This is a genomic window from Bacillus sp. FAU18 (genome assembly GCF_056033885.1).
Genome location: NZ_JBVYHZ010000003.1, coordinates 985,781 through 1,000,070, shown reverse-complemented (window position 1 = coordinate 1,000,070; position 14,290 = coordinate 985,781). Strand labels below are relative to the sequence as shown.

At 42.2% G+C, this 14,290-nt stretch carries 15 protein-coding genes; all 15 read right to left on the bottom strand.

The window, feature by feature from the left end; translation table 11 throughout:
* Window positions 1-76: 76 nt before the first annotated feature.
* Window positions 77-1,771 carry a proline--tRNA ligase gene (gene proS / locus AC0OMU_RS05505; protein ID WP_015383678.1) on the bottom strand — a complete coding sequence of 565 codons (1,695 nt, stop codon included), beginning with the start codon at window positions 1,769-1,771 and terminating at the stop codon, window positions 77-79.
* A gap of 32 nt (window positions 1,772-1,803) precedes the next feature.
* The gene (gene rseP, locus AC0OMU_RS05500) at window positions 1,804-3,072 is read right to left on the bottom strand and encodes an RIP metalloprotease RseP (RefSeq protein WP_010886508.1); all 1,269 of its coding nucleotides are present in this window, start codon (window positions 3,070-3,072) and stop codon (window positions 1,804-1,806) included.
* Window positions 3,073-3,078: 6 nt separating this feature from the next.
* Window positions 3,079-4,230, bottom strand: a complete 1,152-nt coding sequence (gene dxr, locus AC0OMU_RS05495) for a 1-deoxy-D-xylulose-5-phosphate reductoisomerase (protein WP_003245155.1) — start codon at window positions 4,228-4,230, stop codon at window positions 3,079-3,081.
* 61 nt (window positions 4,231-4,291) lie between these two features.
* The gene (gene cdsA, locus AC0OMU_RS05490) at window positions 4,292-5,101 is read right to left on the bottom strand and encodes a phosphatidate cytidylyltransferase (RefSeq protein ID WP_003231924.1); all 810 of its coding nucleotides are present in this window, start codon (window positions 5,099-5,101) and stop codon (window positions 4,292-4,294) included.
* Between the two features lie 3 nt (window positions 5,102-5,104).
* Window positions 5,105-5,887 (bottom strand): isoprenyl transferase, encoded by a 783-nt coding sequence (locus AC0OMU_RS05485; RefSeq protein ID WP_003231925.1) that lies wholly within the window; start codon window positions 5,885-5,887, stop codon window positions 5,105-5,107.
* Between the two features lie 130 nt (window positions 5,888-6,017).
* On the bottom strand, window positions 6,018-6,575 hold the full coding sequence (frr, locus tag AC0OMU_RS05480) for a ribosome recycling factor (RefSeq protein ID WP_003231927.1): 558 nt from the start codon (window positions 6,573-6,575) through the stop codon (window positions 6,018-6,020).
* 1 nt (window position 6,576) lies between these two features.
* Window positions 6,577-7,299 carry a UMP kinase gene (pyrH, locus tag AC0OMU_RS05475; RefSeq protein ID WP_003220923.1) on the bottom strand — a complete coding sequence of 241 codons (723 nt, stop codon included), beginning with the start codon at window positions 7,297-7,299 and terminating at the stop codon, window positions 6,577-6,579.
* 145 nt (window positions 7,300-7,444) lie between these two features.
* Window positions 7,445-8,326, bottom strand: coding sequence for a translation elongation factor Ts (gene tsf, locus AC0OMU_RS05470; RefSeq protein WP_003231929.1), 882 nt, complete (start codon window positions 8,324-8,326; stop codon window positions 7,445-7,447).
* Between the two features lie 101 nt (window positions 8,327-8,427).
* Window positions 8,428-9,168, bottom strand: a complete 741-nt coding sequence (gene rpsB / locus AC0OMU_RS05465; RefSeq protein WP_003220918.1) for a 30S ribosomal protein S2 — start codon at window positions 9,166-9,168, stop codon at window positions 8,428-8,430.
* A gap of 143 nt (window positions 9,169-9,311) precedes the next feature.
* Window positions 9,312-9,815: a swarming motility protein SwrB gene (gene swrB / locus AC0OMU_RS05460; protein WP_014476819.1), complete on the bottom strand. Its 504-nt coding sequence runs from the start codon at window positions 9,813-9,815 to the stop codon at window positions 9,312-9,314.
* A gap of 28 nt (window positions 9,816-9,843) precedes the next feature.
* On the bottom strand, window positions 9,844-10,608 hold the full coding sequence (gene sigD / locus AC0OMU_RS05455; RefSeq protein WP_003220911.1) for an RNA polymerase sigma-28 factor SigD: 765 nt from the start codon (window positions 10,606-10,608) through the stop codon (window positions 9,844-9,846).
* Window positions 10,609-10,630: 22 nt separating this feature from the next.
* A complete protein-coding gene (gene cheD, locus AC0OMU_RS05450; RefSeq protein WP_003244852.1) occupies window positions 10,631-11,131 on the bottom strand; it encodes a chemoreceptor glutamine deamidase CheD in 501 nt (166 codons plus the stop codon).
* The gene (cheC, locus tag AC0OMU_RS05445) at window positions 11,128-11,757 is read right to left on the bottom strand and encodes a CheY-P phosphatase CheC (protein ID WP_003231935.1); all 630 of its coding nucleotides are present in this window, start codon (window positions 11,755-11,757) and stop codon (window positions 11,128-11,130) included. The genes cheD and cheC overlap by 4 nt, the downstream gene beginning before the upstream one ends.
* An 18-nt stretch (window positions 11,758-11,775) precedes the next feature.
* Window positions 11,776-12,246: a chemotaxis protein CheW gene (gene cheW, locus AC0OMU_RS05440; RefSeq protein WP_003231938.1), complete on the bottom strand. Its 471-nt coding sequence runs from the start codon at window positions 12,244-12,246 to the stop codon at window positions 11,776-11,778.
* Between the two features lie 21 nt (window positions 12,247-12,267).
* Window positions 12,268-14,286 carry a chemotaxis protein CheA gene (cheA, locus tag AC0OMU_RS05435; protein ID WP_474240951.1) on the bottom strand — a complete coding sequence of 673 codons (2,019 nt, stop codon included), beginning with the start codon at window positions 14,284-14,286 and terminating at the stop codon, window positions 12,268-12,270.
* Window positions 14,287-14,290 lie beyond the last annotated feature (4 nt).

Genomic DNA, 14,290 nt, shown 5'->3' with positions numbered 1-14,290 from the left:
GTGAAGGTACCTCAGGCAATGAGGTACCTTCTATTATTTCTATTTTAACATGTTTTTTGATAAATCGTTATGGTGATTACTGCTTGCTGATAAACGCAGATAATTCGTCTACTGAAATCTCAGTTGACTCACCTGTTTGACGAATTTTCACTTCGACAATTCCTTCGTCAGCCCGTTTTCCGACAGTGATGCGGATTGGAAGGCCGATTAGATCTGAATCAGCGAATTTTACGCCGGCACGCTCAGCACGGTCGTCATAGAGCACTTCATAGCCTTCTGCTTTTAAATCGGCATACAGCTTTTCAGCAAGCTCTCTTTGCCCATCGTTTTTCATGTTCAATGCAAGAATATGAAGATCGTACGGCGCAACGCTTTTTGGCCATATTAATCCTTTTTCGTCGTGATGCTGTTCAGCAATAGCAGAAAGCGTTCTTGACACACCGATTCCGTAACAGCCCATCAGCATTGGCTGCGCGCGTCCGTTTTCATCTAAATATGTCGCATTCATCGCTTCTGAATAGCGTGTTCCGAGTTTAAAGACTTGTCCGACTTCGATTCCCTCAGCAAAACGGATCGTTCCCTTGCCGTCTGGTGAAGGATCACCTTCTTTAATAAAACGAAGATCAGCAAATTCTTTAATTTGCGCGTCACGATTCACATTGACATTTTTATAATGATAATCTCCTTCATTTGCCCCGGCAACAGCATTGACCATTGCTTTCACAGCTTGATCAGCATATACTTCCACATCCTGATGAATACCGACAGGGCCTACAAAGCCTGGCTCTGTTCCGAGCTGCTGAATGACCTCTTCATGTGTGGCAAGCTCTACAACTTCTGCATGAAGCAAGTTTTTCACTTTAATATCGTTAACTTCATGATCCCCTCTTACAAGCACTAAGACAAAACGGTCATCAGCTTTAAACAATACTGACTTAATGCACGCTTCAGCCGAAACCTGCAAGAACGCAGTCAGTTCTTCGATTGTTTTCACGTTAGGCGTATGAACCTTCTCTAGAGCTTTAGGCTCTTCATCTGAAGGAACTTCCTGGTGAAGAACTTCAGCCATCTCGATATTAGCCGCGTACTGTGATTCATCAGAATACGCAATCGTATCCTCTCCGATCGCAGAAAGTGCCATAAATTCGTGCGTATCCTTTCCTCCCATTGCGCCTGAATCAGCGATAACAGGTCTTACATTAATGCCGCAGCGGGCAAAAATATTAGAATAGGCCTCGTACATTTTTTGATACGTTTCATCCAGGCTCTCTGCAGATGCATGGAAAGAGTACGCATCCTTCATAATAAATTCGCGGCCTCTTAACAAACCGAAGCGAGGACGTTTTTCATCTCTGAACTTAGACTGAATTTGATAAAGAGTCAGAGGGAGACGCTTATAAGATTTAACCTCATCGCGAACAAGCGAAGTGATAACCTCTTCATGCGTTGCCCCTAAAGCAAATTCACGGCCATGACGGTCTTTTAGTCTCATCAGTTCGGGACCATACGTATACCATCTGCCTGATTCCTGCCATGTCTCTGCCTGCTGCAATGCGGGCATAAGCATTTCTACGGCATCAATTTTCTCCATTTCCTCTCGAACAATCTGCTGAATGTTTTGAATCACCTTATACGCAAGAGGCATATAGCTGTATACCCCGCTCGTATTCTGTCTGATAAATCCTGCTCTCAGAAGAAGCTGATGACTTTTTGCTTCGGCATCAGCTGGAACTTCACGGAGCGTAGGAATAAGCGTCAAGCTTTGTCTCATTTCTTCGCACCTCTGATTGATTTACTTTTCGTTTACAAAAACAGCCGCTGGATATCGTTCCATGTGACAACCAGCATAAGAAGCATTAGAAAAGCTACTCCGATAAACACAACAAATGCTTCTTTTTCCCTGTTAATCGGTTTGCCCCGAATTGCTTCAATAAATAGAAACAACAGTCTTCCTCCGTCAAGTGCCGGAATCGGAAGCAGGTTGACAATCCCAAGGTTAATGCTTAAAAACGCCGCAAACTGAAATAAGTTCACGATCCCTGTTTTCGCCACTTGGTCTGTCATATCATATATGCCGACAGGACCTGACAGCATATCGAGTTTAAATTGGCCTGTTACTAATTTGCTCAGATTGGTTAAAATCGCTTTGGTGACATCAACTGTTGATGTCGCGCCGTAAGCAACCGCTGAGAGTACGCCTTTTTCAGTCGGCGCATAGGAACCGAAACGTCCGATTGTTTTTTTGTTCTCATCTTTAACAGCTTCCGGAGTCACTGAAATATGAAGCGTTTTGTTATCTCTTTTTACTGCAACGTCCATTTCTTTCTCCGGGTTTTCTTTTACAGCGGAGACAATGTCAGTCCAAGACCTCATTTTCTCTCCGTTAATGCTTTGGATATAATCCCCTTCTTTTAGCCCTGCTTCAGCCGCCCGTCCATTGTCTGTCAGCTGCCCGAGCATAGGTTCATTTGACGGTACGCCTTGAATCAGCCCAAGCATCACTAAAATGACGTAAGCTAAAATAAAGTTCATAATCGGCCCTGCAGCAATTGCTTTAATCCGCTGCCACACAGGTTTGGAACCAAATTGGCGATTATACGGCGCAATCTGCACTTCTTCTCCGTCTACAATAAAAAAGGATGTTTCGCTGACAGTAAAGCTGGAAAGTTCGTCCTCTTTCCCCTGTTCATAACCGGTGATCTTCATGTCATGCTCTAGATCAGCTGTTTCCACTTCAATGACTAAAGCATCCGGATATTTTTCCTTTTGATTGATGATGACTTTCTCAACTTGATCTTCTTTATTAAACAGAAGCCCGACCGTGTATCCGGGTTTCACCTCAATCATTTCCGGATCTTCGCCGGCCATACGAACAAATCCGCCGACCGGAAGCAGCCTGATCGTATAAACTGTTTCATTTTTTTTGAAAGAAAAAATCTTTGGACCGAAGCCGATCGCAAATTCACGGCAGAGAATTCCCGCTCTTTGGGCTAGCAATAAATGGCCCAGTTCATGGAAGAAAACGAGCGTTCCGAAAATAATGATAAACGCTATAACTGTATTCACGAACATACCACCTTATGTGAGTATTGAATTGACGTATCCCCGGGTATCTTTGTCCACTTCTTGAATGTCCGCCAGGCTCGGTTTTTTCAGTAATTGATGGCGGGTTAGTGCCTTTTCGATACAGTCTTCAATAGCCAAAAACGGTATCTTGCCAGCTAAAAAGGCAGCGACAGCTACTTCATTTGCCGCATTTAGCACTGTCGGCATTGTTCCTCCTATTTTACCTGATTCAAAAGCAAATTGTAAGCATCGGAACCTGTCAAAATCAGCTTTCTCAAAATGAAGGCTGCCGATTTCCCATAATTCAAGCCTTTTCGCATCTGGTAATGGCAATCGGTCAGGATAAGTGAGCGCATATTGAATGGGGACTCTCATATCCGGAGTTCCGAGCTGTGCGATCACACTTTTATCATGGAACTCAACCATTGAATGGATGATGCTCTCCTTATGTAAAACCACATCAATTTGTTCATAAGGTATATCGAAAAGCCAGTGTGCCTCGATCACCTCTAATCCCTTATTCATCATTGTAGCCGAATCAATTGTAATTTTTGCACCCATTGACCAGTTTGGATGTTTTAATGCATCTTCAACTGTTACTGATTCGAGCTCCTCCCGTGTCTTGTCCCGAAAACTTCCGCCGGATGCCGTAATGATGAGGCGTTCAATGTTTTTAGCCTGTTCGCCTTGAAGAGCTTGAAAAATGGCTGAATGCTCACTGTCAACAGGCAGCAGCGGAACATCATATTTCTTAGCATGTTCTTTTACTATATGCCCTGCAGTGACAAGAGTTTCCTTATTTGCAAGCGCAATTGTTTTTTTCTGTTCAATTGCCTTTAACGTCGGGATAAGACCAACGCTTCCAAGCAAAGCGTTGACAACAATGTCAACCTCCTCCATCACTGCTGCTTCTATCAGTCCTTCTTCTCCCAGCCCGATTTGGCATTCAAAAGAAAAAGACATTTGTTTTAATTTATGATATGTATCCAGATCACCGACAGAGACAAACTTCGGCTGGAAGACCTCAATCATTGGAACGGCCTTATCAATATTTCTGCCAAACGACATAGATACCAGCTGAAATTGATCTTGATGTGCACGCAGTACATCAAGAGTCTGTTCGCCGATTGATCCTGTTGCTCCTAAAAGACAAATATTTTTCAAAGTTGCCACTACTCCTATTCTTATTGCTGCATGATCAGTCTCATATTCATATTAGACTTTTTTATGAAAAAAGGGCAAGCAGAAAGTACAAGAAAGGCATGACAAACAAGAAACTGTCAAAACGGTCTAATATACCGCCATGCCCGGGAAGAATATTCCCAGAATCCTTTACATCGTAATGTCTTTTCAACGCGGATTCCACTAAATCTCCCAGTTGTCCAAAAACAGACAAAAACAGCGTGATCAACAGCAGATAGATATACGGGATCGGAAGTTGTGCAACAAGCTGAAAAATCGTCGCCAATACAAGTGCGATGACAATTCCGCCTGCAAACCCTTCCACTGTTTTATTCGGACTGATTTCAGGCCACAGTTTCCGCTTCCCAAGCGATTTACCGACAAAATAGGCACCGGAATCGGTGGACCAAATGACAACACACGCATAAAAAATGTATGTTAATCCGTATTGGTCAAGATTTCTGATTTCGATAAAATAATGAAAACACATTCCGATGTAAATTGCTGCAAGCGTAATAAACCCGACTTCATCAAAAGTAAAGGTGTTCTTGACCAACACTGTGTAAGTCAGCAATAGCAGTACCGCAAATAAAGCGATTTCCATTTTGGAAATTCCGTCCGCTTCAAAAAACGAATACTGGCTTGGCAATAAGAACATCCACAATAATAAAAGGCCGATCAAACCCGGCAGTGAAACCAGCTTCAGCTTTTTCATCCGTAAAAGTTCAAAAAGCGCCACACTGCCCATAGCATAAATTAATATGGTGAACGGCAATTTCCCGACAATAACCAAAAATAAAAATACAATTGCTGCCAGAACACCTGTCAAAATTCTTTGTTTCATGTCCACCATCCTCTAAATTCCGCCAAACCTCCGGCCTCTCTGCTGAAACTCTCCTAACGCCTGCAAGAAGTGATCTTCTTTAAAGTCAGGCCACAAGACGTCAGTAAAGACAAATTCACTGTAGGCAACCTGCCATAGCATAAAATTACTCAGCCTTATCTCGCCGCTCGTTCGAATTAAAAGTTCAGGATCCTGCAAAGATTCAGTCATCAAATAAGTAGAAAAAAGCGATTCATCAATGTCTTCAATATTCAAAGAGCCTTCCTTCACTTTTTCCGCGAGTGATTTTGCAGCACTGACAATTTCAGTACGGCCTCCATAGTTAAGAGCAAAATTAAGGATCATTCCGTCGTTTTGCGCCGTGTCCTGTACCGCTTTTTCAATTGCACGTAATGTGTGCGCCGGCAAAGCCGTTTCATCCCCAATGATCCGAACCTGTACATTTTCCTCAACAAGCTCTGGAAGATACGTATTCAAAAATTCTTCCGGAAGCTTCATTAAAAAATCGACTTCCATTTTCGGTCTTTTCCAGTTTTCTGTTGAAAATGCATACAATGTCAGTACTTTGACACCTAATTCGTTTGCGAGCTTCGTGGTCCTTTTTACCACCTTCATCCCTTCATGGTGGCCTGCAATTCTGGGAAGAGAGCGTTTTTTAGCCCAACGGCCATTTCCATCCATGATAATGGCGATGTGTTCGGGAATTTCTCCCTTAAGTATGTCTTCTTTTGTATAACGTTCTAAGTTGGAAGCCGCAGTTTGCTGATTCTTCCAATTTTTGAGTATGTTGAGCATGAGATTCCTCCGTCACCCAAAAAGGTTACATTCCCTGCTGATAATCAATGTAATCAACAGTATTAACAAAAAAACCCCCTGTAAACATGAGAGGGTCTTTTCACTATTATCTATTGTACATAGTTTTTCATTAAACTTCCATGATTTCTTTTTCTTTGTCTTTTGTGACACTGTCAATTTTTGACACATATTCATCTGTCAGTTTTTGAACGTCTTCAGTGGAAGCACGCAGTTCATCCTCAGTAATGTCTCCGTTTTTCTCAAGTTTTTTGAGATCATCGTTAGCATCACGGCGAACGTTACGAACAGCTACTTTTGCTTCTTCAGCATATTTTTTTACAACTTTCACTAATTCTTTCCGTCTCTCTTCTGTTAGTGCCGGAATTGCAATTCGAATCATATTGCCGTCACTTGTTGGTGTAAGACCTAAATCAGCTTTTAAAATCGCTTTTTCGATATCGCCGATTGCTGTTTTGTCGTATGGCGTGATAACGAGCATACGAGCTTCAGGCACGTTAATAGAAGACAACTGATTTAAAGGTGTCTGCGCTCCGTAATATTCAACCGTTACTTTATCTAATAATGATGGATTTGCACGGCCTGCGCGTACAGTAGCCAATTCGCGCTGATAAGCAGCAATTGCTTTTTCCATTTTTTCTTTTGTTTGAGTTAATACTTCTTTTGACACGTTATTTCCCCCTCACGATCGTTCCGATTGATTCACCGATAACGGCACGTTTGATATTTCCTTCTTCCATAATAGAAAAGACGATAAGCGGAATGTCATTGTCCATGCATAAAGAGGAAGCTGTTGAATCCATGACTTCCAGGCCGTCTTTAAGAACGTCAAGATAAGAAAGTGATTCATACTTAACAGCTGATTCATCTTTTCTAGGATCAGCATTATACACACCGTCAACGTTATTTTTAGCCATTAAAATAACGTCTGCCTCAATTTCAGCAGCCCGCAGTGCAGCTGTCGTATCAGTTGAGAAATATGGGTTTCCTGTGCCCGCAGCGAAAATAACGACACGTTTTTTCTCTAAGTGGCGTATCGCTTTTCTTCTTATGTACGGTTCAGCAACTTGTCTCATTTCAATGGATGTTTGCACTCTGGACTGGATTCCGAGTGTTTCCAAGCTGTCTTGAAGAGCAAGCGAATTCATTACTGTCGCCAGCATTCCCATATAGTCAGCAGTCGCGCGGTCCATGCCCAGGTCACTTCCTGTTTTTCCGCGCCATAAGTTGCCGCCGCCTACTACAACAGCCACTTCGACTTCAAGCTCAGCGATTTCTTTCACTTGCTTTGCAATGGATTGAATGACAGTCGGGTTAATTCCATTTCCCTGTTCTCCTGCCAATGCTTCTCCGCTAAGCTTTAATACGATACGTTTGTATTTTGGTTTTTCCATGATAACCTCCAAGTGTAAACATTGCCGTTTTCTATTATGCAAGAGAAAAAAAGGTTTGTAAATATAGTTTTAAAAATAGGGAACACAAAATGTGTCCCCTATACTGCCTGAAAAGACGCGACTTAGCCGCGAAATCTTTTCACCATTATTTTTTCACTTGGTTCATTACTTCTTCAGCAAAGTTTTCTTGACGTTTTTCGATGCCTTCTCCAACTTCATAGCGGACAAAAGTTTGAACAGTAGCGTTTTTCGCTGCAATAACTTGCTTCACTTTTTCATCTGGGTTTTTAACGAACGCTTGGTCTAATAGACAAATTTCTTCGAAGAATTTGTTCAGACGGCCTTCAACCATTTTCGCTACGATGTTTTCAGGTTTGCCTTCTTGGAGGGCTTGCTGAGTTAAGATTTGACGCTCATGATTTGTTTCTTCTTCAGATACTTGATCACGAGAAATGTAACGAGGGTTAACTGCAGCAACGTGCATTGCGATATCTTTCGCAGTTTCTTCATCAGTTGTACCGTTGAGAACAGTTAATACACCGATGCGGCCGCCCATGTGAAGGTACGCACCGAATGCAGAGCTGTCGTCTTTTGTAAGAACTGTAAAGCGGCGAAGAGTGATTTTCTCACCGATTTTAGCAACTGCGCTTGTGATGTACTCTTCAACAGTTGAGCCATTTTCCATTTTTTGACCCATTGCTTCTTCAACATCTGCTGGCGTGTTTGCAAGAAGGTGGTCAGCTAAAGTGTTAAGAAGCTCTTTGAAGCCTTCGTTTTTCGCAACGAAATCAGTTTCAGAGTTTACTTCTAGGATAACGCCTTTGTTGCCGTCAGTTTTAATAAGAGTAGAACCTTCTGCTGCGATACGGTCAGCTTTTTTCGCTGCTTTTGCAATCCCTTTTTCTCTTAAAAGGTCAATTGCTTTGTCCATATCTCCGTCAGTTTCAGTTAACGCTTTTTTACAATCCATCATGCCCGCGCCAGTTTTTTCACGCAGTTCTTTTACTTGCTGTGCAGTAATTGCCATTTGTATTCCTCCTTATATGTTTAAACAAGAGTATGTATATTACACATTTTTCTTGAAAAAAGGTGATAAAAGGCAGTCCCTCTTATCACCTTTTGAATAGGTTACGCAGTTGTTGTTTCTGTTTCTGGTGCAGTTTCTTCAGCAACTTCCGCTTCTTCTTCGCCTTGCTTCGCTTCTAAGATTGCATCTGCCATTTTAGAAGTTAGAAGTTTAACAGCGCGGATAGCGTCATCGTTCGCTGGGATAACAACATCAATTTCATCTGGATCACAGTTAGTATCTACGATACCGATGATAGGGATGTTTAATTTGCGAGCTTCCGCAACAGCGATGCGCTCTTTGCGAGGATCGATGATGAATAATGCATCAGGAAGATCCTTCATATCTTTAATTCCGCCTAGGAATTTTTCAAGACGCTCTAATTCTTTTTTCAATTGAACGACTTCTTTTTTAGGAAGTACATCAAACGTACCGTTTTCTTGCATTTTTTCAATGTCTTTAAGACGTTTAATACGTTTTTGGATTGTTTCAAAGTTTGTTAATGTACCGCCCAACCAGCGTTGGTTAACATAGTACATGCCAGAGCGTTGAGCTTCTTCTTTAACAGAATCTTGAGCTTGTTTTTTTGTTCCGACGAAAAGGATTTTTCCGCCTTCAGCAGCAAGATTTTTAGTGAAGTTGTAAGCTTCCTCTACTTTTTTGACTGTTTTTTGAAGGTCAATGATGTAGATTCCGTTACGCTCCGTGAAAATGTAACGCTTCATTTTTGGGTTCCAACGGCGTGTTTGGTGACCGAAGTGAACACCAGCTTCAAGCAATTGCTTCATAGAAATGACTGACATGTTATTTCCTCCTAATATAATGGTTTTTTTCCTCCGCTTAGGTCATTTTTGTGCAGAACTGCCGCCTGCAGCACCCTCTGCATAAATCGTTAAGCGTGTGTATTTAACACCAAGACATAATATAACACAGCTTTATCCGACAATCAAGAATCCTTTACACCTTTGGAGCGAAATTTTAAAAATAGCTCGATTTCTGTCTTTCCGCTCTTCATTTTCTGGGCAATTTGACTTGCCGAATATCCCTGTTCATATAATTCTATGACCTGGTCTTCAAATGATTGGACCTCACTGTTTACGATCTCTTCCCGACGGTCAACCTCTGTAATCAGACCTTCAATATGTTCAGGAAGATTCTCTGCCTCTTGGACTGGATCCCGCTCTTGATATGTTTCAGAGGGCTGAAGGCCTGGCTTTTGGGATTCTTCATCTGATTGACTTGCAGATGAAGCTTTATTTTCTATCAGTTTCTCATTTTCTTCTTTTAATTCAAGCAGAAATGCCGCCAAGGTGTTTTCCGTCTCTTCAAGTATCTGTTTTTGCTGTTTTTCTGTTTCTTTCACTGCAGCGAGCCTCGTATACAGGATAATGACAGCGTACAGAAGAACGCCGTGGAGCGTAAAGCTTAAAAGCCATAATAGTGTTGACATGTTTTTCACTCGCTAACCATGAAATTCATTATTGTATCACTTTTTCCAGCAGATTCTTTAATTTAAATAATGCCTTTGAATGGATCTGAGATATGCGGGACGTAGAAAGATTTAATACTTGTCCGATTTCTGTCAGTGTCAACTCCTCTTTGTAGAACAAACTGACAACCAGCTGTTCTTTTTCAGAGAGTTCGTGAATTTTTTCCGCAAGCTGTGCAATCAGTTCATCCTTCATAATCTTTTCTTCAGGCGGAACATTTTTGTCATCTCTGATCATGACTTGAATGTTTTCCCCGTCATCTTGATCATGGAGCTTTTCATCAATTGACAGCAGATTTGCAAAAAAACCTTCATTCATTGTTGACACGACATCCTGTACCGTCATTCCGAGTTCCTCTGCAATTTCCGCGGGCGATACATTCCGAAGATACCGCTGTTCAAGCTTTTCAATTGCCGCTTCAACCTTCTTTGTTTTTTCGCGTGAGGTTCTGGGCAGCCAATCTTCTTTACGAAGCCCGTCTATGATTGCGCCGCGAATTCTAAACGAGGCGTAGGTATCAAATTTTAAGTCCCGGCTGGGGTCAAATTTTTCAAGGGCATCATATAAACCAAGCATACCAAGGCTCATAAGATCGTCTTTATGCACTGATTTCGGCAGCCCGACAGAAATTCTGCCTACATGATATGTGACAAGCGGCATGTAACGGCGCATTAAGTCGTCACCGGCTTTAGGATCTTTCCACTCTTTCCAGCGCGTCCAAAGCACCTGATCTTCATAATTCAAGGATTGCATTGTTATCCCCCTAATACCTTAATTAAATCGTTTTTTCACCTTGTTTAACAGTTCGAATATGCAGCATGCAGGACTTCGGTTCAAATTCTATCGTCCGGCCGCTTGAGCCGCCCGTATCTTCACTAATAATAGGAATATTAAATAAAGACAGCTGTTCTTTTATCGCTAATACATTTCTCGGTCCGATCTTCATCAAATCATTTGTCGATTTAAATTTAAACATCTCTGATCCGCCGGCCAGCTTTGCTTTTAATGCAAATTTCCGGCATCCCGCTTCTATTAGCATATCAATCGTGGTCTGTACGGCGGTGTCAGCGTACTTAGCCCGGTTGAGCTCGGCAGTTTTCGATAACGTCGAATCCGGAAGCATGACATGAACAAGACCCGCCGTTTGCTTTTCTTTATCATAAAGCACCAGCCCCACACATGAGCCCAAACCAGAGGTCCGGATGGTATCCGGGAAGCGGGCGATCTTCACGTCAGCAATCCCAACCTTTATAACAACAGCCTCAGTTGTACTCATAATGATGCACCTAAGGCGACAAAGAGCTTTTCAAATGAATCATAGTCCGGCAGCATAAACATATGCGCTTTCAGCTCCTGCTGATGGCTTTGGTCAAAAATTGACGTGTCGACAACAATGGCGTGTTCTCCAACCTGACTGAGCTCCATCAGCCCTTCGCTGATCACTGCTCCGAACATGTCCAAAGAGACTTCAGGAACACTTGGATAGAGCTGGAGTTTCGTCAAATCCGCCAAAGCTGTTAAATATGACCCCGCTAAAATATTGCCCAGTTCATGCAAAGCGGATGAGCTCATGTGGTCTTCACCTAAGTCCTCTATGTCAAAATCGGGGTTTCCAATCAGCTCTCTGATAAACTGCTCCGCCTGAAAAAAAGGCATTATAAAGAACATTGAACCCGTTAAATCGCCTTCCATTCTTAAAAAGATGCTGGCAACCGGGACATCGGCGCCGCCGAAAAAATCAACAAGCTCATCAAAAGACAGCAGCTTTGCAAATGGGACTTCCATATCTATCTTTCTATTTAACAGCTGGGCCATTGCAGAGGCGGAGTGGCCGGCGCCTATATTGCCGACTTCCCGCAAAATGTCCATCTGCTCTTCTTTGATTCCATTAAAAATACTCATGTCATAACCCCTTTAAGATTAAGCTTGATCGGGCACAGCGGACTGAGATGATTCTTTATCCAAAACCGCGTTCGCATCAATAATATTTAAGAGTCTGTTCTCTTGTTTCACAATCTGTTCGATCGACACATCCGTATCTTTCTGAACGCCTTCTGGAGCAGATTCTATTTCACTTTCGTGTACGGTAATCACATCATTCGCTTCATCCACAATCCAGCCGACTTCAATATCACGATAAGCAATAATGATAATTCGTGTTTCATCGGTAATTTCATACTCTGGCAAATTCAGGCGTTTTCTTAAATCAATAACCGGAGTCACCACCCCGCGTAAATTGATTACCCCGCAAATATATGGTTCGACGCCAGGTACCCTCGTTGGCTTTTGCCATTTTTCAATTGATTTCACCTGAGTGACGGAAATGGCATATTCTTTGCCATTTACCATAAAGACTATCATTTTTTCGCCTGTTTTAATTTCTGCAGTCATGTGAGACACCTCCTCGAATGGTTAAATAATCAGTGCATTACAATCAATAATGAGCGCTACTTCTCCGTCTCCTAAAATAGTAGCTCCGGAAATTGCAAAGACGTTTGTTAAATAATCTCCGAGTGATTTCAGCACAACTTCCTGCTGGCCAATAAAGGAGTCCACCACAAATGCAGTAGGTTTGTCGCCTTTTTTCACGACAATGATATGGAGCTGTTCCGCATCTTTTCTTGTATCTTCTATTTTAAACTCTTCTTTTAAATAAACGACAGGGACAATATGCCCTCTAAAGTCAATCACTTCACGGTCATGCGTTTGCAAAATGTCTTTTCTGTCAATAACTGCTGTTTCAATGATTGAAGAAATCGGAATGGCAAATGTCTCTTCTTCCAACTTAATGAGCAGAACTGAAATAATAGACAAGGTAAGCGGCAGCTGGATGCTGAATAGAGAGCCTTGACCCTCGGCTGATTTCACACTGACTGAACCGCCAAGAGACTCCAGTTTGTTTTTTACAACGTCAAGTCCTACACCGCGGCCGGAAATATCAGAAATTTGGTCAGCAGTTGAGAACCCCGGAGCAAAAATCAATTCGTAAATTTGGTTGTCTTCTAAGGTTTCAGCTTCTTTTTCCGTTATGACCCCGCGCTCAAGCGCTTTTTCCAGAATTTTTTTGCGATTAAGGCCTGCGCCGTCATCCTCTACTTCGATAAAGACATGGTTGCCGCTGTGATAAGCTTTAAGCACAACTTTTCCTGATTCCGGTTTTCCCTTTTGCAAACGTGTTTCCGGCGCCTCGATACCATGGTCAATACTGTTTCTGATCAAGTGAACGAGTGGATCTCCGATTTCATCAATTACTGTACGATCCAGTTCAGTTTCCGCACCGATGATCGAGAGTTCAATTTTTTTATTCAGCTCTTTCTGAAGCTGGCGAATCATTCTCGGGAATCTGTTAAAAACAGTTTCAACCGGGACCATCCTCATATTCAGAATAATCGATTGCAAATCTCCGGAAATTCTCGTCATTCGTTCAACCGTTTCAGTCAGTTCATTGTGCTCAAGCTCTTTCGCAATCTGCTCGAGACGCCCACGGTCAATGACAAGCTCTTCAAATAAGTTCATTAAAGAATCAAGCCTGTCAATGTTGACACGAATTGTTTTAGATCCGCCGGCTGAATGCTTCGCCTGTTCATCGTTTTTAGCAGGCTGTTTTTGTTTCTCCTGCTTCGCAGGTACAGCTGCTGCTGGTGAATCTTCTTGCTTAGATTCTTCAGGCTTTTCAGCTGATGTTAAAGGAGCCCCTTGAATGACTTCAACATGCTCAATTTCCGACACGCCATTGATTAATTGTTCAATGTCTTCCGCTGATTGATGTGTTAAGAAACAAACTTGAAAATCAGTTCCAAAATCTTCTGTTTCAAGCACTTCAGCACTTGGAATTGTTTTGGCTACTTCTCCGACTTCACTTAGTTTTTCAAACACCATATAGACACGAACTGCTTTTAACATACAGTTTTCGTTCAGAGAAATCTTGATTTCATATCGTTTGAAGCCTTGCTCCTCCGCTTCTTGTATAACTGTGCGTTCAAATTCATCATATTCCCAATCAGATGCTGAACTCTGTGCTTCTGCAGGTTCTTCGGAGGCGGCGGATTCAGCGTGCGCACCATTCACATCAAGCTTGGCACTCACTTCTGAGATATCTCTTTTACCATCCCCGCCATCAATAATAGACTGAACCATTGCTTCCAGGTGATCCAGAGCTTCAAACAAAATATCCAGCCAGTCTGAGGTGACTGCCATGTCTCCGTTTCGGATTGCATCCAGCACGTTTTCAAGCAGATGGGTTAGATGTGCTAAATCCGTGTAGCCCATCGTTGCGCTCATTCCTTTTAATGTATGGGCAGCCCTGAATATATCATGTACGAGCTGAAGATCAGTCGGGTCTTTCTCTAAAAGGAGAAGCTTTTCATTACATGTTTGTAAATGTTCTTTACTCTCATCAATAAAGACATCTAAATACTGATTCATATCCATTTGA

Bases quoted from the DNA above. Each gene is read 5' to 3' on its own strand.
- proS (WP_015383678.1), bottom strand. From the start codon at position 1,771: ATGAGACAAAGCTTGACGCTTATTCCTACGCTCCGTGAAGTTCCAGCT.
- rseP (WP_010886508.1), bottom strand. From the start codon at position 3,072: ATGTTCGTGAATACAGTTATAGCGTTTATCATTATTTTCGGAACGCTC.
- cdsA (WP_003231924.1), bottom strand. From the start codon at position 5,101: ATGGTGGACATGAAACAAAGAATTTTGACAGGTGTTCTGGCAGCAATT.
- AC0OMU_RS05485 (WP_003231925.1), bottom strand. From the start codon at position 5,887: ATGCTCAACATACTCAAAAATTGGAAGAATCAGCAAACTGCGGCTTCC.
- pyrH (WP_003220923.1), bottom strand. From the start codon at position 7,299: ATGGAAAAACCAAAATACAAACGTATCGTATTAAAGCTTAGCGGAGAA.
- tsf (WP_003231929.1), bottom strand. From the start codon at position 8,326: ATGGCAATTACTGCACAGCAAGTAAAAGAACTGCGTGAAAAAACTGGC.
- rpsB (WP_003220918.1), bottom strand. From the start codon at position 9,168: ATGTCAGTCATTTCTATGAAGCAATTGCTTGAAGCTGGTGTTCACTTC.
- swrB (WP_014476819.1), bottom strand. From the start codon at position 9,815: ATGTCAACACTATTATGGCTTTTAAGCTTTACGCTCCACGGCGTTCTT.
- sigD (WP_003220911.1), bottom strand. From the start codon at position 10,608: ATGCAATCCTTGAATTATGAAGATCAGGTGCTTTGGACGCGCTGGAAA.
- cheD (WP_003244852.1), bottom strand. From the start codon at position 11,131: ATGAGTACAACTGAGGCTGTTGTTATAAAGGTTGGGATTGCTGACGTG.
- cheC (WP_003231935.1), bottom strand. From the start codon at position 11,757: ATGAGTATTTTTAATGGAATCAAAGAAGAGCAGATGGACATTTTGCGG.
- cheW (WP_003231938.1), bottom strand. From the start codon at position 12,246: ATGACTGCAGAAATTAAAACAGGCGAAAAAATGATAGTCTTTATGGTA.
- cheA (WP_474240951.1), bottom strand. From the start codon at position 14,286: ATGGATATGAATCAGTATTTAGATGTCTTTATTGATGAGAGTAAAGAA.